General features: G+C 54.3%; 18 protein-coding genes. 12 read left to right on the plus strand and 6 right to left on the minus strand.

Features of this window, described 5'->3' with window-relative positions; all coding sequences use genetic code 11:
• Window positions 1-157: 157 nt before the first annotated feature.
• The 3 genes from gcvT (at window position 158) to gcvP (ending at window position 4,712) form a co-directional block, all read left to right on the plus strand.
• The gene (gcvT, locus tag GZ59_RS03135; protein WP_011092350.1) at window positions 158-1,273 is read left to right on the plus strand and encodes a glycine cleavage system aminomethyltransferase GcvT; all 1,116 of its coding nucleotides are present in this window, start codon (window positions 158-160) and stop codon (window positions 1,271-1,273) included.
• Window positions 1,274-1,331: 58 nt separating this feature from the next.
• Complete coding sequence (gene gcvH, locus GZ59_RS03140) at window positions 1,332-1,724, plus strand: glycine cleavage system protein GcvH (protein WP_011092351.1); 393 nt, start codon at window positions 1,332-1,334, stop codon at window positions 1,722-1,724.
• Between the two features lie 114 nt (window positions 1,725-1,838).
• Window positions 1,839-4,712: an aminomethyl-transferring glycine dehydrogenase gene (gcvP, locus tag GZ59_RS03145; protein WP_039290004.1), complete on the plus strand. Its 2,874-nt coding sequence runs from the start codon at window positions 1,839-1,841 to the stop codon at window positions 4,710-4,712.
• A 133-nt stretch (window positions 4,713-4,845) separates the two neighbouring features.
• On the opposite strand, the gene GZ59_RS03150 is transcribed toward gcvP, so the two are convergent.
• On the minus strand, window positions 4,846-5,211 hold the full coding sequence (locus GZ59_RS03150; protein WP_011092353.1) for a winged helix-turn-helix transcriptional regulator: 366 nt from the start codon (window positions 5,209-5,211) through the stop codon (window positions 4,846-4,848).
• Between the two features lie 104 nt (window positions 5,212-5,315).
• On the opposite strand from GZ59_RS03150, the gene GZ59_RS03155 reads away from it, so the two are divergent.
• The 6 genes from GZ59_RS03155 to GZ59_RS03180 all read left to right on the plus strand — a co-directional run bounded on the left by GZ59_RS03155 (window position 5,316) and on the right by GZ59_RS03180 (window position 11,421).
• Complete coding sequence (locus GZ59_RS03155) at window positions 5,316-6,065, plus strand: SDR family oxidoreductase (RefSeq protein ID WP_039294682.1); 750 nt, start codon at window positions 5,316-5,318, stop codon at window positions 6,063-6,065.
• A 135-nt stretch (window positions 6,066-6,200) separates the two neighbouring features.
• Window positions 6,201-7,073 (plus strand): carbohydrate ABC transporter permease, encoded by an 873-nt coding sequence (locus GZ59_RS03160; protein ID WP_011092355.1) that lies wholly within the window; start codon window positions 6,201-6,203, stop codon window positions 7,071-7,073.
• Window positions 7,063-7,962: a carbohydrate ABC transporter permease gene (locus GZ59_RS03165; RefSeq protein ID WP_039290007.1), complete on the plus strand. Its 900-nt coding sequence runs from the start codon at window positions 7,063-7,065 to the stop codon at window positions 7,960-7,962. The genes GZ59_RS03160 and GZ59_RS03165 overlap by 11 nt, the downstream gene beginning before the upstream one ends.
• A gap of 246 nt (window positions 7,963-8,208) precedes the next feature.
• Window positions 8,209-9,033, plus strand: coding sequence for a phosphodiesterase (locus GZ59_RS03170; protein WP_011092357.1), 825 nt, complete (start codon window positions 8,209-8,211; stop codon window positions 9,031-9,033).
• A complete protein-coding gene (locus GZ59_RS03175; RefSeq protein WP_039290010.1) occupies window positions 9,033-10,121 on the plus strand; it encodes an ABC transporter ATP-binding protein in 1,089 nt (362 codons plus the stop codon). Before GZ59_RS03170 ends, GZ59_RS03175 begins: the two co-directional genes overlap by 1 nt.
• Window positions 10,114-11,421 (plus strand): ABC transporter substrate-binding protein, encoded by a 1,308-nt coding sequence (locus tag GZ59_RS03180; protein WP_039290013.1) that lies wholly within the window; start codon window positions 10,114-10,116, stop codon window positions 11,419-11,421. Before GZ59_RS03175 ends, GZ59_RS03180 begins: the two co-directional genes overlap by 8 nt.
• Window positions 11,422-11,482: 61 nt before the next feature.
• Here the strand turns inward: GZ59_RS03180 and GZ59_RS03185 are convergent, their stop codons facing one another.
• The 4 genes from GZ59_RS03185 to GZ59_RS03200 all read right to left on the minus strand — a co-directional run bounded on the left by GZ59_RS03185 (window position 11,483) and on the right by GZ59_RS03200 (window position 16,870).
• Window positions 11,483-12,745, minus strand: coding sequence for an MFS transporter (locus GZ59_RS03185; RefSeq protein WP_039290016.1), 1,263 nt, complete (start codon window positions 12,743-12,745; stop codon window positions 11,483-11,485).
• Between the two features lie 94 nt (window positions 12,746-12,839).
• Complete coding sequence (locus GZ59_RS03190; RefSeq protein ID WP_011092361.1) at window positions 12,840-14,984, minus strand: alpha-galactosidase; 2,145 nt, start codon at window positions 14,982-14,984, stop codon at window positions 12,840-12,842.
• 219 nt (window positions 14,985-15,203) lie between these two features.
• Complete coding sequence (locus GZ59_RS03195) at window positions 15,204-16,208, minus strand: LacI family DNA-binding transcriptional regulator (protein ID WP_011092362.1); 1,005 nt, start codon at window positions 16,206-16,208, stop codon at window positions 15,204-15,206.
• A 53-nt stretch (window positions 16,209-16,261) separates the two neighbouring features.
• Window positions 16,262-16,870: an HD domain-containing protein gene (locus tag GZ59_RS03200; protein ID WP_011092363.1), complete on the minus strand. Its 609-nt coding sequence runs from the start codon at window positions 16,868-16,870 to the stop codon at window positions 16,262-16,264.
• A gap of 418 nt (window positions 16,871-17,288) precedes the next feature.
• On the opposite strand from GZ59_RS03200, the gene trhA reads away from it, so the two are divergent.
• Window positions 17,289-17,936 (plus strand): PAQR family membrane homeostasis protein TrhA, encoded by a 648-nt coding sequence (gene trhA / locus GZ59_RS03205; RefSeq protein WP_011092364.1) that lies wholly within the window; start codon window positions 17,289-17,291, stop codon window positions 17,934-17,936.
• A gap of 223 nt (window positions 17,937-18,159) precedes the next feature.
• Here trhA and ygfZ read toward each other — a convergent pair whose 3' ends face one another.
• On the minus strand, window positions 18,160-19,161 hold the full coding sequence (gene ygfZ / locus GZ59_RS03210) for a tRNA-modifying protein YgfZ (protein ID WP_039290019.1): 1,002 nt from the start codon (window positions 19,159-19,161) through the stop codon (window positions 18,160-18,162).
• A 235-nt stretch (window positions 19,162-19,396) separates the two neighbouring features.
• Between ygfZ and sdhE the strand changes: the two genes are divergently transcribed.
• Both sdhE and GZ59_RS03220 read left to right on the plus strand, forming a co-directional pair.
• Window positions 19,397-19,663, plus strand: a complete 267-nt coding sequence (sdhE, locus tag GZ59_RS03215; RefSeq protein WP_011092366.1) for an FAD assembly factor SdhE — start codon at window positions 19,397-19,399, stop codon at window positions 19,661-19,663.
• On the plus strand, window positions 19,644-20,057 hold the full coding sequence (locus GZ59_RS03220; protein WP_011092367.1) for a protein YgfX: 414 nt from the start codon (window positions 19,644-19,646) through the stop codon (window positions 20,055-20,057). Before sdhE ends, GZ59_RS03220 begins: the two co-directional genes overlap by 20 nt.
• The last annotated feature ends 301 nt before the right edge of the window (window positions 20,058-20,358 follow it).

A 20,358-nucleotide genomic window follows, 5' to 3' on the forward strand; every position in this document is an offset into this window, starting at 1 on the left:
TTTTGTGAGTGGCTCGGATTTCTTCTCTTTCTATATAATTTATCTTATGACTAAGAGTGTGGTTTAACCTGCGCTTCAGTGGTAAGTTCAGTCATAAGATATCGTTTGCGCAGTGTGTTTTATCGCCTAAACGCCATGCGCTGAAGAGGGATGAGGAATGGCAAAGCAGACTCCGTTGTACCAACAACATCTGGCCGATGGCGCCAAAATGGTGGATTTTCATGGCTGGATGATGCCACTGCATTACGGCTCCCAACTGGATGAGCACCACATTGTGCGTCGGGACGCTGGCATTTTTGATGTCTCCCACATGACTATTGTCGATTTGCATGGTGTGAGAACCCGTGAATTCCTGCGTTACCTGCTGGCGAATGATGTCGCCAAACTCACACAGCCAGGAAAAGCACTTTATACCGGCATGTTGAATGCTTCCGGCGGCGTGATCGACGATCTGATTGTTTATTTTCTGACGGAAGACTATTTCCGTTTGGTAGTGAACTCCGCGACGCGTGAGAAAGATCTTGCCTGGATCGAGCAGCATGCTGCCGCGTTCGGTGTCGACATCCGTGAGCGTGACGAGCTGGCGCTCGTCGCGGTACAAGGTCCGCAGGCGCAGGAAAAAGTTCAAGGCCTCCTGAAGGCAAAAGGCCTGAGTGATGAGGACGTAGCTGCGGTTGCCAGCATGAAGCCGTTTTTTGGCAAACAGGCGGGGGACTTCTTCGTCGCCACGACGGGATATACGGGCGAAGCGGGTTATGAAATTGCGCTGCCAAATGAGCAGGTGGTCGATTTCTGGCAGCAACTGCTGGCGGTTGGCGTGAAGCCTTGTGGGCTGGGCGCACGCGATACGCTGCGGCTGGAAGCTGGGATGAACCTGTACGGTCAGGATATGGATGAGGGGATTTCGCCGCTGGCGGCTAATATGGGCTGGACGATCGCCTGGCAGCCGGAAGATCGCCAATTTATCGGGCGTGAGGCGTTAGTGCATCAGCGTGAAAAAGGCACTGAGCAACTGGTTGGTTTGGTGCTGACGGAAAAAGGCGTATTGCGCAATGATTTATCTGTGCGCTTTACTGATAGTGATGGCGTAATGCGCGAAGGGGTGATCACCAGCGGATCGTTCTCGCCGACGCTCGGCGTCAGTATCGCGCTGGCGCGTGTTCCGGCGGGAATTGGTGAACAGGCAATCGTGCAGATTCGTAACCGCGAACTGCCCGTGCGCGTGACCAAACCCGGCTTTGTCCGTGCCGGAAAAGCCATCGTTCAGTATTAATAGCCGCGTGCTTATCAAAATAAGCCCATAGGATTAACGACTTTAGATAGGGGATTCAATGAGCAATGTACCAACAGAATTAAAATATGCCACGTCACACGAATGGGTACTGCATGAAGGCGACGGTATCTACAGCGTGGGCATTACCGAACACGCGCAGGAGCTTCTGGGTGACATGGTTTTTATCGATTTACCGGAAGTCGGCACGGTGGTCGCGGCAGGCGATGACTGCGCGGTTGCGGAGTCGGTAAAAGCGGCCTCGGATATTTATGCACCGATCAGCGGTGAGGTCGTGGAAGTTAACGAAGACCTGGAAAATTCCCCTGAGCTGGTCAACAGCGCGCCTTATACCGACGGCTGGCTGTTTCGTATCAAAATTTCTGATGAGTCTGATTTGGATGAACTGCTTGATGCCGAAGGCTATCAGGCGTCGTTAGAAGAAGACGAGTAGTTATCGCGCCCCAGCCTCTGTGCTGGGGCGTTTTATTTTATTCTCCCGCGTCGTATTTCAGCGCGGCAGCTATCACGATTGATGCAGGCACGATTGATTCAGGAATTTACTGTAATGACCCAGACACTCAGTCAACTCGAACATGACGGCGCGTTTATCGAGCGCCATATCGGCCCTTCTGTCAGCCAGCAGCAGCACATGCTGTCGGTGGTGGGGGCGACGTCGCTGGATGCGCTGATTCGCCAGATTGTTCCGGCGGACATTCAACTACCTAGCCCACCAGCGGTGGGGGAAGCTGTGACGGAGCATGAGGCGCTAGCTGAGCTGAAGGCCATTGCAGGACGCAATCAACGTTACAAGAGCTATATCGGCATGGGCTACAGTGCGGTGCTGATGCCGCCAGTGATTTTACGCAACGTGCTGGAAAACCCAGGTTGGTACACCGCTTATACGCCGTACCAGCCAGAAGTCTCTCAGGGGCGTCTTGAAGCGCTGCTGAATTTCCAGCAGGTTACACAGGATTTAACCGGATTGGATCTGGCTTCCGCTTCGCTGCTAGATGAAGCTACTGCCGCGGCGGAAGCGATGGCGATGGCAAAACGCATCAGTAAACTCAAACAGGCCGAGCGTTTCTTCGTTGCCGATGATGTACACCCGCAAACGCTGGACGTGGTGCGCACCCGTGCGGAAACGTTCGGTTTTGAAATTGTGGTCGGCAAGGCTGAAGAGGCGCTGAAAGACGATGCGGTGTTTGGCGTACTGCTGCAACAGGCAGGAACCACGGGCGAACTGCACGATTACAGCGACCTGATGGCCGCACTGAAAGCGCGTAAGGTCGTCAGCTGTGTGGCGTCGGATATCATGGCGTTGGTACTGCTGACCGCACCGGGCAAGCAGGGCGCGGATATCGTCTTCGGTTCCGCACAGCGTTTCGGCGTGCCGATGGGCTACGGCGGCCCACACGCGGCGTTCTTCGCCTGCCGTGATGAACATAAACGTGCCATGCCGGGCCGTATTATCGGCGTGTCGCGCGATGCGGCGGGCAATACCGCGTTTCGCATGGCGATGCAGACGCGTGAACAGCATATTCGCCGCGAGAAGGCGAACTCCAATATTTGTACTTCGCAGGTGTTGCTGGCCAACATTGCGGGGATGTATGCGGTATTCCACGGGCCGGAAGGGCTCAAACGTATTGCGGGGCGTATCCATCGTCTGACTGACATTCTGGCGGCAGGATTAACGCAGGGCGGGCTGCTGCTGCGCCATCGCAGCTGGTTCGACACGCTAACTATTGAGGTTGCGGACAAGGACGTGGTACTGAGCCGCGCATTAAGTTTTGGCATCAATCTGCGCAGCGATTTGGCGAGTGCTGTGGGTATCACGCTGGATGAAGCGACCACGCGTGAAGACGTGCTGGCGCTGTTCGCGGTGCTATTAGGTGACGATCACGGGCTGGATATTGAAGCGCTTGATGCGTCCATCGCTCAAGAGGTCGCGACGATCCCGGCTGGGTTGCTGCGTCATGATGCGATCCTGTCGCATCCGGTTTTCAACCGGTATCACAGCGAAACCGAGATGATGCGCTATCTGCACCGTCTGGCGCGTAAGGATCTGGCGCTGAATCAAGCGATGATTCCGCTCGGATCTTGCACCATGAAGCTTAACGCGGCGGCGGAAATGTTGCCGATTACCTGGCCGGAATTTGCCGAACTGCACCCATTCTGCCCGCCGGAACAGGCGCTGGGTTATCGTCAGATGATCGAGCAGTTATCGGGTTGGCTGGTGCAACTGACGGGTTATGATGCAGTTTGCATGCAGCCCAATTCGGGCGCACAGGGTGAATATGCGGGACTGCTGGCGATCCGTCGCTATCATGAAAGCCGCAATGAAGCGGGTCGTCATCTCTGCCTGATCCCTAGCTCCGCGCACGGAACTAACCCAGCATCGGCGCAGATGGCGGGGATGGAGGTGGTGGTAGTTGCCTGTGACAAACAGGGCAACATCGACCTGCACGATCTGCGTGAGAAGGCGCAGGCAGCGGGTGAACAGCTTTCCTGCATCATGGTGACCTATCCGTCTACCCACGGCGTCTATGAAGAGACGATTCGCGAAGTGTGCCAGATCGTGCATCAATACGGCGGTCAGGTGTATCTGGACGGCGCGAATATGAACGCACAGGTCGGCATTACGACGCCGGGCTACATTGGCGCGGACGTATCGCACCTGAACCTGCATAAAACTTTCTGTATTCCGCACGGTGGTGGCGGTCCGGGTATGGGGCCGATTGGCGTGAAAGCGCATCTGGCACCGTTTGTACCGGGTCATCAGGTGGTCAAAATTGATGGTGTGCTGACGGATCAGGGCGCTGTCTCTGCGGCACCGTTCGGCAGCGCTTCTATCCTGCCGATTAGCTGGATGTACATCCGCATGATGGGCGCGGAAGGGCTGAAGCAAGCCAGCCAGATGGCGATCCTGAACGCTAACTATATCGCGACACGCTTGCAGCAGGCGTATCCGGTGCTTTATACCGGCCGTGACGGTCGTGTCGCGCACGAGTGCATTCTGGATATTCGTCCACTCAAAGAAAGTACGGGCATCAGCGAAATGGATATTGCCAAACGTCTAATTGATTACGGTTTCCATGCGCCGACCATGTCGTTCCCAGTAGCGGGTACGCTGATGGTGGAACCGACGGAATCAGAAAGTCAGGTGGAGATCGACCGCTTTATTGATGCGATGCTGGCGATCCGTGCCGAAATCAATCGCGTTGCGCAGGGCGAATGGCCGCTGGACGACAACCCGCTGGTCAATGCCCCGCACACGCAGGCAGAGCTGGTTGCCGACTGGGCGCATCCATACAGCCGCGAGCTAGCGGTATTCCCGGTAGGTAGCGAACACAAATACTGGCCGAGCGTGAAGCGTCTGGACGATGTTTACGGCGACCGTAACCTGTTCTGCTCGTGTGTGCCGATGAGCGACTATGCGTAATTAACCGCACTGGCAGTCATTTACAATGTCGGTAGCGTTGTTGTTCATGGTTCTTTAAAGCCTCCTTTCTACAGAGGAGGCTTTAATTTATTGATTTTTTTATTTTTATCCCTCCTCTGTCGGCATCGTGTGCTTAGCCACCATCAGCCAATGTTTTGCCATGTGTCCTCATCCAGTCTGCCAGTGAATCCAGCGTTGGCTGGAGCGATTTGCCCAGTGGAGTGATCTGGTACTCCACTCGCGGTGGCACTTCTGCATACACCTTACGTTGCACCAGCTTGCGCTGTTCAAACAGGCGCAGTTGTCGTGTCAGTTCCTTCTGAGTGATAGGGGCGATAGCGCGTTGTAGTGCACTGAAGCGTACGGGTTCGCCGATCACGATCAGGCGGTACAGTATGGGTATCGCCCATTTTCCCGCGATGAGGTTGACGAAATTTACCATTGGGCACGGTTCTGCCATGTCAGATGGCGTATTTGCTGATGGGCTGTGAACAGACATAGGGTTCCACTATCCTCTTTAGTATCCAATTGGTGCCTACTTACAAAAAGATACTATTGATGAAATACTGCCGTTTTTCAAGCAACGAGATAGGACACATCATGATGAAACGGCTACAAGATAAGTTTGCTTTGATCACGGGTGGCACCAGCGGCATTGGGATAGAAACTGCACGTCAGTTTCTGGCTGAAGGGGCGACGGTCGCGATTACTGGACGCGATGAGAAAGCGCTGGCGCGTGCGCAGGCTGAGTTAGGCCATTCTACGTTGGCGATCCGTTGCGATGCTGGAGATATCCGCGCCCAGCATGATCTGGCGCAGACGCTGGCACAACAATGGCCTCGTCTTGACGTGTTGTATGCCAATGCAGGCGATGTCACCCATCGTTCCTTGGAAGACTGGGATGAAGCGGCCTGGGATCGACTCATGGCAACCAATCTCAAAGGGCCATTCTTTCTGGTTCAGGCACTACTTCCGCTGCTGAACAACCCGTCTTCGGTGATCCTGTGTGGATCAACCAGTGCCCATATCGGTCTACCGCAGAGCAGCGCCTACGCCGCGAGTAAAGCGGGATTACTCTCTCTGGCGCGTACGCTATCGGCTGAGCTGGTGACGCGTGGCATTCGGGTTAACGGCTTGAGTCCCGGCCCCACAGAAACGCCCGCGCTTGATAAGCTGGGTCTCTCTCCCGAACAGCAACGTGCCATGCAGGAACAAATTCGACAGTTGGTGCCGATTGGCCGTATGGGAACGCCCTGGGAGCTGGCGAAGGCAGCCGTTTTCCTTGCCTCCGACGAGTCCCGCTTTGTTGTTGGAACGGAACTGCTGGTCGATGGTGGTGTTGCCAATCTGTAGGTGATGGGCCTGCGAAATCATTCGCAGGCATATTTTCCCAATCGGAAAACAAACTGTCATTAAACTGACGCGCCAGTGACACGCTGGCGTTCTAGGGTAAGGCCTCTGTGTTTCACACTGAGCGACCCTTGAGTTATGCGTGCAAAATGCTTTCCCTACCTTGTGCTGTTGCCGACGCTGGTTTTTTTGCTTGCCTTCACTTATTTCCCCCTGCTGCGCTCGGTCATCGACAGTCTGTATGACACCCGTTTGAATGCAGATACGCCGCTGTTCGTCGGGTTGGATAATTTTGCGCGTCTGGTGCAGGACGCGGTGTTCTGGCAGGCGTTGCTGAACAACGTGCTGTATATCCTGATGACGGTCGTGCCCGGCGTGCTGTTGGCGCTGTTGCTAGCGGTGCTGCTGTGGGAAAACACGCGCGTGAATCGCTGGCTGCGTACCGCCTTTTTCTTTCCGATGATTATTCCGTTGGTCAGTGCTGCGACGCTGTGGTTGTTCATCTTTATGCCGGGGCTGGGGCTGCTGGATTACTATCTGGCGAAAGTGTTCGGCCCAATGAATAACAACTATCTCGGTATGAGCGACAGCGCGCTGGTGGCGGTGAGCGTCATTGGTATCTGGAAATTTGCTGGCTACTACATGCTGTTTTTTCTCGCCGGTCTGCAAGCTATTTCTACCTCTGCACGCGAGGCGGCGCTGATGGAAGGAGCCTCGCGGCGTCAGGTGTTTTTCTACGTCACGCTGCCGCTGCTGCGGCCAACCATCGCCTTTGTAGTGACCATCGCTTTTATCTACGCCATTACACAGATCGACCACGTTGCCGTGATGACGCGCGGCGGGCCGAATAACGCCACGACCGTGCTGCTTTATTACATTCAGGATCTGGCGAATGACACGCACGATCTGGGCAAAGCCTCTGCGGCCACCTTCCTGACGCTGGCGCTGCTGTTCGCCTTTTCCATCATGAACCTGAAAGTACTGGAGAAGGGGGCACATTATGAGCGCTGAAAATCAGATCGTTGATGTTCGGAGCGTGAAAAGTCAGCGTGGTGAAAGCCGAAGTGTGACTAATCCTCTTCGTGTCACGACGCGTTTTACACTGCCGCTGCTGCTGATTTGTGCCGCGTTGCTGTGGGTCAGTCCGTTTATCTGGATGCTGTCTTCTTCCATCAGCGCCAGCAGCTTTGGCGTGGACATGGCCTCGCTGTTGCCGCGTCTACCGCTGACGTTCGATAACTTCCGCGATGCGTGGGACAGTGCCGACTGGTTACGGCTCTACACCAACACGCTGATCTTTGCGGTCGGCACGTTTCTGGTACAGCTGGTCACGATCACCACGGCGGGCTACATCTTCGCCTACCACGAATTCCGTGGCAAAACGCTGCTGTTCTATCTGCTGCTGATTCAAATGATGATCATGCCTGTCGTTATGATGGTGCCAAACATGATGACGCTTAAGCAGCTCGGCCTGCTCAATACCCTGACTGGCGTGATGATGCCGTATTTCGCTTCGGCATTTGGCGTGTTTCTGATGCGTCAGGCGTTTCTCAATATCGCTAAAGAAATCGAAGAAGCCGCGTTGATGGAAGGCTGCCGCTGGTGGCAGGTGGTGTTTCACGTCCTGATTCCTATGACCTGGCCGTCGATTCTGGCCTTCGCTACGGTCAGCATTACCTACCATTGGAACGAATATCTCTGGCCGCTGATGGTGCTCAATGACCCAGATAAACAGGTGCTGACCATCGGGCTGGTGTCGTTTGCGATGGGCGCAGAGTCCGGCGGACAGTGGGGATTGATCTGCGCGGGTACGTTGCTGGTGTGCCTGCCGCTGATGGTGGCCTTTGTGGTGTTCCAGAAGCAGTTCCTGAGCAGCTTCGGCTTCTCGGGTATTAAGTGAATCGCTGATAAGGCCATGCGGATAATACTGGTTACTTAAGCCCGTTGTTAGGGGAAACACAGGGGGAGGTTCCCGCAGGGATGCCTCACCCCTGTGGTCGCCCCGTGTATCTCGATGCTTAAGCGATCGGCGTTAGGCCATGCGGGTTAGTTAATTCTATTTATCAGGAGCGACACGCTCCGTGTATCTCGATCCTTAAGCGATCGGTGCTCGCCAACGGGCGAAATAATGATAGAGGTGGTTGTTATGTTGCTGGCTCAGATTTCCGATCTGCATTTTCGCAGTGAAGGGCGCAAGCTCTATGAGTTTATTGATATTAACGGGGAAAATGCCAAAGTCATCAATCAGCTGAACGCGCTGAGCGAGCGGCCGGACGCGGTGGTCATTAGCGGCGACATCGTCAACTGTGGGCGTCCGCAGGAGTATCAGGTTGCCCAGCGCGTGTTGCAGATGCTGGATTATCCGCTGTACGTGATTCCGGGCAATCATGATGACAAGCAGCATTTCCTCAACGCGATGCGTCCACTTTGCCCGCAATTGGGCGATGATCCAGAAAATATCCGCTATGCGGTGGATGATTTTCCGATGCGCCTGCTGTTCATCGATACCAGTTTGACTGGGCAGGCGAAAGGCTGGCTGACGCCATCCACGCTAGGCTGGCTGGAACAGCAATTGCAGGATCACTCAACGCGTGAAACGGCGATCTTCATGCACCACCCGCCGCTGCCGTTGGGATCGGCGCATATGGATCGTATCGCCTGCGAAAATGGGCACGAGCTGCTGACGCTGATCGAGCGTTTCCCACAGCTTACGCGGATCTTCTGCGGCCATACGCATCGGCTGATTATGACGCAGCATCGGCAGGCGATTATTGCTACGGTGCCGGGCACCGTCCATCAGGTGCCGTATTTCTACTATGACGACACGTCATACTACAACCTGGAACCTGCCAGCATTGTCATGCACCGCTATGTGCCGGTAACCGGGCTAGTGAGCTACTGCCAGTCGATCGCGTCGAATACCGGGCCTTACCTCTACGATCCACGAATCAGCTGTCCGGTGGATGCGTAATGGCCGTGATTCAGTTACGTAATATCAGTAAACGCTTCGAACACATGCAGGCGCTGGCGTCACTGTCGTTAGATATCGCTGACGGTGAGTTTCTGGTGCTGGTCGGGCCGTCCGGCTGTGGCAAAAGTACGCTGCTGCGTATGCTGGCCGGTCTGGAAGACGTGAGCGATGGGCAAATTCTGCTGGGCGACGACGACATTACGACGTGGAGCCCGAAGCAGCGTAATTTCTCGATGATCTTCCAGAACTACGCACTGTTTCCGCATTTGACCGTTGAGCAGAACATCACTTTTGGCATGCGGATGCGCGGCGAACCGAAGGCCGAATATCCACAGCGGGTACAGCGCGTTGCCAGCCTGCTTCAGCTTGAGCCGTTACTCAAACGCAAACCGGGAAAACTGTCCGGTGGTCAGCGTCAGCGCGTGGCGATGGCGCGTGCGATCGTGCGCGATCCTCGCTTGTTTTTGATGGATGAACCACTGTCGAATCTGGATGCTCGCCTGCGCAGCGATGTGCGGGACGGCATTATGGATCTGCATCGGCAGTTGAAAACCACCACCGTCTACGTCACGCACGATCAGATCGAGGCAATGACGATGGCGGACAGGATCGCCGTGCTGGATCGTGGTGTGTTGCAACAGGTCGGTACGCCGGAACAGCTGTATTCTTACCCGGCTAACGTCTTTGTCGCCGGATTTATCGGCACGCCCGCAATGAACATGGTGACGCTGGTATGTTCCGAAGGTCACGCGTTTTTACAAGCATTGCCTGTGGTGCTGCCCGTCAGTGAAGAAACACGTTCATTAACCAGTGTGCTGCTAGGGATTCGTCCTGAGCATATTACCGAACACGCCGCGTCAGACGGCGATTTGTCATTGTCGGGAACGGTGAAGCAACGGGAGCTGTTTGGCGCGGAGTATCTGATGCATGTGGATACGCCGTTGGGAAATATTCGCTACCGTCGTCCAAATCGCGATGGCGTGCCGAACATCGGCGCGTCCGTTGTGCTTCATTTTTCACCGCAGGATTGTCATTGGTTTTCTGGGCAAACCGCCCGTAATTTATCCCAGGAGAAAAGAAATGCGTAAGCCTCGTATGATGGCGCTGGCGATAGCCTTGCTGATGTCTGGCCCTGCTCTGGCAAAAGAGAATATCGATTTTATGTTCCCCGCGCCGGTTGATGGCAAGCTGACGATGGAAATGACGCGCATCATTAAAGAGTACAACCAATCGCAGGATCAGGTTGAAGTGCGTGGGATCTTCACCGGCAGTTACGACACGACGAAAGTGAAAGCGGAAGCCGCCGCCAAAGCGGGCGATCCGCCAGCGCTGGTGATTATGTCTGCAAACTTCACCGCCGATCTGGTTATCAAGGATGAAATCCTGCCGATGGACGAGCTGTTCAAATACGGCAACGAAAAAGCCACGCCTTTCCTGACCAAAAATTTCTGGCCCGCGCTGCATCAGAACGCGCAGGTGATGGGGGTGACTTACGCGATCCCATTCCACAACTCGACGCCGATCCTCTATTACAACGAAGACATGCTGAAGAAGGCGGGCTTTAACGAACCGCCAAAAAATTGGGATGAAGTGGCTGCGGTCGCCAAGAAACTGACCGATCCGGCGAAAGGGCAGTGGGGCATCATGATCCCGTCCACGAACGATGACTACGGCGGCTGGATGCTGTCTGCGCTGACGCGTGCCAACGGCGGGGCGTATTACAATGCTGATTATCCGGGTGAAGTGTATTACAACACGGCATCGACCAAAGGTGCGCTTCAGTTCTGGCGTGATTTGGTGTACCGCGACAAAGCAATGCCAGCCGGTGTGCTGAATTCCAAGCAAATCAGTGCCGCGTTTTTCTCCGGCAAGTTGGGCATGGCGATGCTGAGCACCGGTGCGCTGGGCTTTATGCGCGAAAACACCAAAGATTTCTCGCTCGGTGTGGCGATGATGCCGGAAAAAGAGCGTCGTGGTGTGACCATCGGCGGGGCGAGTTTGGTGAGCTTCAAAGGGATTTCCGAGGAGAAGAAGAAAGCGGCCTGGCAGTTTATGAACTATCTGGTCAGTCCGGAAGTCAGCGGAAGCTGGAGCCGTTTTACCGGCTACTTCGCACCGCGTATGGCGGCCTACGATCTGCCAGAAATGAAAGACTATTTGGCGAAAGATCCGCGCGCAGCCATTGCGTTGTCACAGCTGCAATATGCCCATCCGTGGTACGCAACTTATGAAACGGTTGCCGTACGCAAAGCGATGGAAAATCAGCTGGCGGCGCTGTTAAACGATCCGGCGAAAAAGGTCGATGACGCTGCTGCCGCTGCACAGAAAGAGGCGGATGGCATCATGAAGCCTTACGTGGATAAAACCGCGTTGCGAGACGTGAAATAAGGACATCTTGCCCCGTTGATGTTAATTCAACGGGGCAAGAGGGCTCGAAGCGAGACCGTTTTCAGTGCGCAGCCTGAGAATGCATATTCGTCGTGCTGCGTGAAGATGACAGCGTAAAGGCGGAGATCGCTGTAAAGGTGAGCGCGATACCACCAAGAATCAGGTAAGTCTGGTTGAAGCCGATACGATCGTACAGATTGCCCGCGGCGGAGGAGAGAAATATCGCCATGAACTGTTTAGCGAACTGGAAGCCCACCAGATAAATCGTGGCCGACAAGCGCGAATCAAACGTACTGGCGATGTATTTGAAAATCCCGATAAGCAGTAGCGGCACCTCGAAGGCGTGCAGCATTTTCAGGATGATGACTTCTGTGATAGACGTGGCACAGGCTGAGCCCAAAATCCTGATCGACATAATCGTTCCCGCCACCAGCAGCGCATTTTTGGCACCGATCCGCCCGATCAGCCATGGCGTGCAGAACATCACCAGCGCATTCGCTGCTTCCCCAGCCGTGGTGACAAAGCCAAAGATCTGATTGCCCTGCTCCTGCGAGTTAAAAAACGATTTAAAGAAATTAGCGAATTGCTGATCGTAGACGTCATAAATACAGGCGACACCGACCACGTATAGCACCAGCAACCAGAACTGACGGTTGGCCAGCAGACCTAATGCCAGCTTCACACTAAAAGGCGAGGTATTGGCACCGAGCGAGTCCATGACGGCGGCGGTCGGGTTGCTTTCCGTCTTCGCCAGACACAGCAACACGATCAAAATAATCGCCGACCCGGATCCCATCCAAAACACAATATCGGGGTTGATGTTAAACAGCATTCCCGCCGTTGAAGCACAGATTCCCCAGCCAAAGCAGCCAAACATGCGCGCCTTACCGTACTCAAAATGGTGCTGTCGGCTGATGCGTTCGATATAGGCTTCAATGGCACCTGCTCCCGCACTGAAAGAGAACCCGATATACAGGCCGCCGACTAAGGCACCCAGTATCACGTTGATTTTTAACAGCGGGGCGAAGACATAGAGAAAGAAAGGGGCAAAGAAGAGCAAGAGCACGGAGATCACCCAGAGCAGGTGCTTCTTCATGCCCAGCTTGTCGGACAGAATGCCGAGGAACGGTTGAAACAGGATCGCGAACAACGACAGGAAGGAAAAGACGATACCGGTATCGGTTTTGTTGAGCCCGATGACGTCCGACAGCCAAATCGGCAAAAACGGAAAGCACGTCGCCATGATGAAAAAATAAAGAAAGAAGAACGCGCCGAAAACCCAGAAGTTACGGTTATTTTTATAGTAGCAGGAAGTAGTAGGCATCTTTATTCCCTCCTAGAGGGCAGAAGTCATCATGACGCGGGACAGTGCTGTCCCGCGCGGTCGTGTTGCGAATGTGTAGGGCTGGGGAAAAAAGTTATCTGCCAGCGCTCTCCGGCACCGCGGAAAGCTCGACCAGAATGGCGGTTTCTGGCGTCAGGACAGGGAGGGCAAGACCGGCCTGCATTAGCCAATCGCCGGAAACGACCAGCGGTTGGCGTAACCAAGGGGGAAGTTCACGCATGGTGCTGCCACCTTCGCGCACCGTTTTGATTTCCGGGCCGTCCAGCAGTTTGATTTCATAACGTGCGTCAGGCAGCAGGCCAGGGAAGCGAAGCGTGCCTGCCAGCGAATAATCTGGCATTCGCAACTGGGCTACCTGGAAAACGGCATGCTGTCGATCGCGGCTCACCACGCCGGTGACTTGCACCGTATCGTCCGGCATCTCGACCCGCCAGGTTGTGCCGCTGTGCAGCAGCGGGCGCAGCGTTTTATGCAACTGGATATAGTGGCGATAGCCTTCCAGCTCGTCATCATCGGCTTTGACAGGATCGAGCTCGATTCCCATATGGCCGAACAGGGCGGTCAGGCCGCGAAACGCGATAGTGTGACGCCGATACGTGGCGTGGCAGCGGGCGTGTCCGATGTGTTGCCCCATCACCTCTGGCGGGAAGAAGTAGCTCATACCGCGTTGGATGGTCTGACGCTCCAGCGCGTCGTTGTTATCCGATACCCAGAAACGCTGGGTGCGCTCCAGCACGCCATAATCGATGCGGCCGCCGCCGGAGGCGCAGGATTCAAATTCGACATGGGGAAAACGCTGGCGCAGGGTATCGAGCAGGCGATAGAACTGCCGGGTTTGCGCATCGGCGGCCAGACGTCCTTCATGGCCGGGTTGCACCAGTTCGCGGTTCATATCCCATTTGACATAATCGACAGGGTGTTCGCCCAGCAGCCAGCTCAGCCGTTCCAGTAAATAAGCGAAAGCGTCGGGCTGGTTTAAATTCAACACATACTGGTAGCGGCCTGTGGGCTGCTTATAGCCGGGCAATTGCAGCACCCAGTCGGGATGGGCGCGAAACAGATCGGAATCGGGGTTAATCATCTCCGGTTCGACCCAAATGCCGAATTCCATCCCCAGTGCTTTGACATGCTCAATGACTGGCATCAGCCCGTTAGGGTACTTTTCCTCGTCCAAATACCAGTCGCCGAGCGCGGCCCTGTCGTGATGACGCCCGCGGAACCAGCCGTCGTCGATAATGAAGCGCTCTACGCCGACGTCGGCGGCTTTGCTCGCCATCTGCATGATGTACTCTGGGGAGTGATCGAAATAGATCCCTTCCCACGTATTGAGGTGCACCGGGCGGGGCTTATCGCCGCAGAATTGGATCAGCGATTGGCGTAAGAAGGAGTGATAACGCTGGCTCATGCCGTTCAGGCCAGTGTCGGAGAACGCCGCGTAGACCCATGGTGTCGTGAGCGATTCCGACTGTGCCAGCGTGATTTCGCCCGGCAGATAAAGGGCTTCTGCCTGTACGACGCGACGTCCGTCGGTTTTGATATCGGCACGCAAACGGTGGTTGCCGCTCCAGCCTAAATGCACGCCCCAGACGGCCCCACGTTGCTCGCTAAATGCGGGTTCGCCGAGAATTAGGGCAGGGAAATATTCGTGTGAACTTCTTCCCCGACGGCTTTCCTGAATAAAACCGCCGTGCTGCAACGTCAGGCGGTGAGCCTGAAACTCACGCAGCCAGCGACCGTGAAACGCCATGACATCGCTCGCCCGTTCAGGGACGGGCAGCGTGACGGCAAGACGCTGTACTTGCCAGGCGTCAGCGCGCAGATTCTGTAACGTGTGGCGCAGTTGTAGCACATCGGTCTGCGGATCCAGTCGCAGTTCGCTGGTCAGGCGAAGGCCAGCCTGCGTGTCGTCTGCCGTGATGGTGAGCGTGTTGCCTTGAACATCAACCTGCGTGGTCGTGAAGATTGGCGCGGCGTCGTAACCTGAACGATGGCCTTCAATACCTGGCGAACCGAACTGGCCACGCCCATATTCCATCGCCAGCGTCAGGGGGAGATCGACATCCAGACGACCATTGGCGACGGGGCGTTGCAGAGAAGCGACATCTTCTGGCAAAAAGCCGCGTAGCCGTGGCCCCCAATAGAGAATTTCTGCTGCTGGCGCGCAACGCACGATGACATCGCACTGCGCACTGGTTAATTGAACAATATCACGCATCATGAGGAAGGCTCCAAATTACGACCAAACTGCAAGTAGTGCCTTTTAGTGGAAACTTAAACGTTTAAGTGATCAACTTAAACGTTTAAGAAATGTGATTTTGTTAAAACAATCGTGAGTAAATGGGAATGAATTTCGAAGAAGATGTGAACGGCATCTCGCTGTCGGATGGTGTAAAAAACCAACCGGTGTCTTTATGAGGGAGGGAGAGAACGGAATAGCTTAGGCGGGAAAACTCGTTTTACCGATGCGCAGCGTCGGCTGCCATAATACCTGCAAGTTTTCTACGGCTTCGCCCGCGATGAGCGCCTGCGTCATGCTGGCAATTTGTTCGCCAACCTGTTCGCGTGTCGCCTGCTCTATTGCGGTTACGTTGAGGTCGGTCAGGCTGTCCTGTGGTAAACCGTCATACATCACTAACGCGATAGGGTGTGGACCGGAAAGACGACCGGCCTGCTGCAAGGCGGCAACGGCGCCGTCACCATGAACGTTGCCATCCATCACAATCGCGGTTGGCGGTTCAGGTAGCGCCAGAAGGTCGAGCATGGCCTGGTAGCCCGCGCGGCGTGTTGGGTCCACACCACGCAGATAGTCATCGTGAAACGGCAAGTTGTGGCGTTGCAGAGCATCGCGATAGCCCTGACGACGTTGCATGATGAACGCCTGTGGATGGTCTTCGCTTAACATGGCGATGCGGCGATGGCCGAGCGTAATTAGGTGTTCGGTCGCCAACGCCATGCCTGCGCGGTTGTCAAAATCGAACCAAGCGTAAGGGTGCGGTAGTTGGCTGCGCCCCAGTGCCAGAAAAGGCACCTTGTGGTGTTGCAGCAACATCAGTCGCGCATCTTGTTCGCACGTATGCGCCACAATCAGCGCGTCGATACGGTGGCTGGTGATCAACCGGACAGCACCCTGACAGGCGTCTTGTTCGTCTGCCAGCAGGAGAAAATCCACGTCGTGCTGCGCCAGTTTGCTGCTGATCGCACCAATCATCTCAAAAAAGATATCGTTACTCAGGGAGGAGGCGTAGGGATAGACCAGCCCGATGGCATCGCTTTTACCCATTTTCAGACGGCGCGCGTGCGTATTGGGACGATAACCGATACGTTCCGCTTCTTCCTGAATACGCTGGCGCGTGGCTTCGGAGATATCCCGATGGCCGTTCAGAGCACGGCTCACCGCGGTTACCGACAAACCCAGGTTATTCGCGATTGTTTTTAAAGACATCACCCTCTCCTGACGTGAATGCCCGGCGACGGGCGTCTATCGGGAAAACCGAATTATAGCAACCACCCTTTGGCTTTGGCGTCTTCCAGATGCTGCTTCATGTATTGCCACAGTTCCGGGTTGATAGTGGCGATGAACTCGGCGCGGTCGAGAACCTGTTCCAGACGGATGCCGTTTTCTACCCAGCTTTGCCCGCCGTTGTACAAGTTCATCAGCATCGGCATAACGCGATCGAGTACCAGAGCGAACTGGGCGCTGGGGGTTTCATTGGCTTCGTATTCTTCCCATAGATCCTGGAATTGCTGACGCTGTGGTTCCGGCAGTAGGCCGAAAATGCGGGCAGCGGCAGCGACTTCCTGATCGTGAATCGCCAGACGAGCGGAAAGATCGTACACGATCACATCGCCCGCATCGATTTCGACGATATCGTGAATCAGCGCCATTTGGATCACGCGCTGAATATCCACGCCTTCACCTGCGTAAGGAGCCAGCGCCATCGCGGCGACGGCAAAATGCCAGCTGTGTTCGGCAGAATCTTCGTGACGTTCGCTGCCGATAATCTTGGTGCGGCGCTGTACGCTTTTCAATTTATCGATTTCTATCAGAAAGCCGAAAACATCGGTCATGGAACCGAAATTCAGAGTAGATGGGGAAGATGACATGAAAGGCTTACCTCTTGCAGTGAAAACGATGCAGTAAAAGTCATGCAGTGAAACGGTATGTAGTGGTAACTACAGCAAGGCGCTGTGAGCATCAGAACCGGATAACCGTTAACGCGAATAACCGGTAAGAACGACAGAGCCCTTCAAAAAACAGGAAGATATCGAAGTCGAACATTCTAGGGGATGTTGTCCGAGATTGACATGCATGATTGCACGTTAAGTGGGTGAGAAAGCCAAAAGTAAGGCGGTAATAATTATTTTAGCTTACACGTGTACACTGAAACTATTCTCAGTTAATCTGCTCAAAGGTTAAACACCTACGCCTGCTTCGCTCTGTACCAGAGCGGGAAAGGTAAGGCGGATGACGTCAGCGTACGACGTTGTTGAATGTGTACTGTTAATACTGCGGAACCTATTGATGTCAAAAAATGCACAGATGTCGGACTACTCGCTGGCAGAGGAAATTGCGAATAGCATAAGCCATGGAATCGGTGTGATTTTCGGTATTGTTGGCCTGGTTTTACTGCTGGTGCAGGCGGTCAACAATGATGCTGGTAGCGTGGCGATTACCAGCTATAGCCTCTATGGCGGCAGCATTATCCTGCTGTTTTTAGCGTCGACGCTGTACCACGCGATTCCCTCGCCGCGTATCAAACCGTGGCTGAAAAAATTCGACCACTGCGCTATTTATCTATTGATTGCCGGAACCTATACGCCATTTTTGCTGATCGGGCTGGATTCACCGCTGGCGCATGGCTTGATGGTTGTCATCTGGAGCATGGCGCTGTTGGGCGTGATCTTCAAGCTGGCGTTTGCCCACCGTTTTGAAGTGCTGTCGTTGATTACCTATCTGGTCATGGGCTGGCTGTCGCTGGTGGTGATTTATCAGATGGTGATGAAGCTGTCGGCGGGGAGTGTGACACTGCTGGCGGTAGGTGGCGTGGTGTATACACTGGGGGTGATTTTCTACGCCAGCAAGCGTATTCCCTACAATCATGCGATTTGGCACGGATTTGTTTTGGGCGGCAGCGTCTGCCACTTTCTGGCGATTTATCTTTATATTTAATCTTTGTGTGCTTGCCGATAGCGTATGGCGTGCAGTGATAATGGGTAGATCGTAAAGACGCTGTGAATACATCCCTGTACGCTCGAGCCGCGCGGATATGAATCTCATCCCTGAGATTCACCCTTTCAGGGCTGTCGCGGACGCTTTACTCTTCTATCCCATTATCACTGTTATCGTTCTGAGAAGAGATTTGCCATCTTCATGATGTGGCTTACTCGTCGGATTAATCCGTTATTTCATACGGCAGAGGCTGAACGGTGAGTTGGCTGTCGGCATCGTCACGTACACGCAGGGTATTCTCTGCGTTCAGATCGTTATTCAGCACTGCCTGCACCCACACGTCACCGTTCTGCAATTGGCTGGCTGCCAGCACCGTACCCGTACGACGCCAGTTCTCGCCGAGCTGCAATTCGAGATCGTCCCCTGCCTGAGGCACCTTATTTGCCTTACCCGCCAGCCAGTAGAGCGCCCGCTTGTTTGCTCCGCGATATTTTGCCCTAGCGACCATTTCCTGACCGGTATAGCACCCTTTGCTGAAGCTAATCCCATTTAATGCCTGTAAATTAGTCGCTTGCGGGATGAACTGCGCACTGTTTGCGCTGTCAATGATGGGTTGACCTGCTTCAATATCTAGCGTCAGCCACTGGCGGCTGTCATTCAGGCTGACTTTATCGCCGAGCTGTTCAAGCAGCGAAGCACTGTGTTCAGGAGACAGCACCAGCAGGAAACGTTCTGCAGGATGGGCGAAATGCAGTAAGGTGGCGCCTTCATGCTGAACGACAGGGTGCTCAGCGTCTGGAAGTTGGCTAAATACAGAGGCCAATAGATCGCGGATACCTGCACCCGCGGCGCCCAGCAGGATAGTGTTATCGTCTGGCGCGATGGTCGTTTTCGAGAAAACGGCGTATTTTTTCAGTTCGCTAAGCTGGACGTCGCGTAGGTTACGACGCTCAATGAAAGCAAAACCTTCGCCGTGATGGAACAGACGCAGGTTGCTCCACATTTTCCCTTTCGCGTCGCAGTGGGCGCAAAGGATGTGCCCATCGTCAGGCAGCGCCCCGACATCTGCGGTGACCTGTCCCTGAAGATATTTGACGGTATCCGGCCCGACCAGCGTGGCCAGTGCCCAGTCATCCAGTGAGATGAGCGTGGCGGCCAGTTGGGTGGACGCAAATGGGAGCTGTGAGGCAAAAGGAAGTTGATGAGCCGTATGTTGGTTAACCATATAGTACAATCCTGCGCTAAGGGCGATACCCGAATGGCCTAATGGTAAAAGAGCGCTCAGGGTTTGCAAGTGGTTATTCACGCAGCGTTGTGGCATAGCACATCCTGATACTGATGAGCGCACTTGGCGCAGTACACGTGGGTAAACTATGTCAAAATGTTACTATTAGTTGATGCCCGCTACCGGAATCGGAGTACACTAACGGCAAGTAGCGATAACAAGGTGGACATGAAATATGGAAATCGATAATAAATCACGCATTCATTGGGCATGCCGCCGTGGTATGCGTGAACTGGATATCGCGATCATGCCGTTTTTTGAGCATGACTATGACACACTTAATGACAGTGATAAGCGCGCGTTTGTACGCCTGTTACAAAGCGACGATCCCGATTTATTCAACTGGCTGATGAACCACGGTGAACCGAAGGACGGAGAGTTGAAACGTATGATTTCCCTTATTCAGACGCGAAATAAAGACCGTGGCCCAGTGGCAATGTGACCTTCGTGTTTCCTGGCGCATGCAACTGCTGTCATTGGTTGTGCATGGCCTACTCGTATTGCTCATTCTGCTGGCACCGTGGCCGGACGGTTACGCATGGCTATGGCTATGCTTAGTCACGATGGTGATGTTCGGTTTTATCCGTAGCCAAAGGAATATCAAATCCCGACAGGGGGAAATCGTTTTGCTTAGCGAAACGACCCTGAACTGGCGGCAGCAGGAATGGCAGATCGTCAAACGACCGTGGCTTTTGAAAAATGGCGTGTTGTTGGCATTGCAATCTATCAACGATAAAGAAAGACAACAGCTGTGGCTGGCATCGGACAGTATGGGCGATGATGAGTGGCGCCATCTGCGTCAGCTTCTTTTGCAGCAGAAACACTGGGCGCGATAACGGCGCGTTTTTACGCGGTGTATCGCGGCCTGTGTGTAGAAAAATCACCACGGTGATTTACGGAAATAATCGCAGCAGGTATCTTACGCCGCTTCGTGAGGATAGGATATCGGCTGTTCCCGTCAGGGAAATGTTGGCTTTCCTTTCTCTTTCCTCTGTTCTATACCCTAAATAATTCGAGTGGCGTGACAAAACGTTGGCGTTTTGAACAACGCACAAGCAGCTTGAAGTATGACGGGTATATACGGGAAAATGTTCTTATTCGGCCACCGTCTGGCCGTGCCTTGAAATTTATTGGGTA

It is taken from the genome of Pectobacterium atrosepticum (assembly GCF_000740965.1).
Lineage (GTDB): Bacteria > Pseudomonadota > Gammaproteobacteria > Enterobacterales > Enterobacteriaceae > Pectobacterium > Pectobacterium atrosepticum.

Coding starts and splice junctions, on each gene's coding strand:
- GZ59_RS03190 (WP_011092361.1), bottom strand. CDS start 14,984: ATGATGCGTGATATTGTTCAATTAACCAGTGCGCAGTGCGATGTCATC.
- gcvT (WP_011092350.1), top strand. CDS start 158: ATGGCAAAGCAGACTCCGTTGTACCAACAACATCTGGCCGATGGCGCC.
- GZ59_RS03150 (WP_011092353.1), bottom strand. CDS start 5,211: ATGTCTGTTCACAGCCCATCAGCAAATACGCCATCTGACATGGCAGAA.
- GZ59_RS03155 (WP_039294682.1), top strand. CDS start 5,316: ATGAAACGGCTACAAGATAAGTTTGCTTTGATCACGGGTGGCACCAGC.
- GZ59_RS03165 (WP_039290007.1), top strand. CDS start 7,063: ATGAGCGCTGAAAATCAGATCGTTGATGTTCGGAGCGTGAAAAGTCAG.
- gcvH (WP_011092351.1), top strand. CDS start 1,332: ATGAGCAATGTACCAACAGAATTAAAATATGCCACGTCACACGAATGG.
- gcvP (WP_039290004.1), top strand. CDS start 1,839: ATGACCCAGACACTCAGTCAACTCGAACATGACGGCGCGTTTATCGAG.
- GZ59_RS03180 (WP_039290013.1), top strand. CDS start 10,114: ATGCGTAAGCCTCGTATGATGGCGCTGGCGATAGCCTTGCTGATGTCT.
- GZ59_RS03185 (WP_039290016.1), bottom strand. CDS start 12,745: ATGCCTACTACTTCCTGCTACTATAAAAATAACCGTAACTTCTGGGTT.
- sdhE (WP_011092366.1), top strand. CDS start 19,397: ATGGAAATCGATAATAAATCACGCATTCATTGGGCATGCCGCCGTGGT.
- GZ59_RS03160 (WP_011092355.1), top strand. CDS start 6,201: ATGCGTGCAAAATGCTTTCCCTACCTTGTGCTGTTGCCGACGCTGGTT.
- GZ59_RS03170 (WP_011092357.1), top strand. CDS start 8,209: ATGTTGCTGGCTCAGATTTCCGATCTGCATTTTCGCAGTGAAGGGCGC.
- GZ59_RS03175 (WP_039290010.1), top strand. CDS start 9,033: ATGGCCGTGATTCAGTTACGTAATATCAGTAAACGCTTCGAACACATG.
- GZ59_RS03195 (WP_011092362.1), bottom strand. CDS start 16,208: ATGTCTTTAAAAACAATCGCGAATAACCTGGGTTTGTCGGTAACCGCG.
- trhA (WP_011092364.1), top strand. CDS start 17,289: ATGTCAAAAAATGCACAGATGTCGGACTACTCGCTGGCAGAGGAAATT.
- ygfZ (WP_039290019.1), bottom strand. CDS start 19,161: ATGGTTAACCAACATACGGCTCATCAACTTCCTTTTGCCTCACAGCTC.
- GZ59_RS03200 (WP_011092363.1), bottom strand. CDS start 16,870: ATGTCATCTTCCCCATCTACTCTGAATTTCGGTTCCATGACCGATGTT.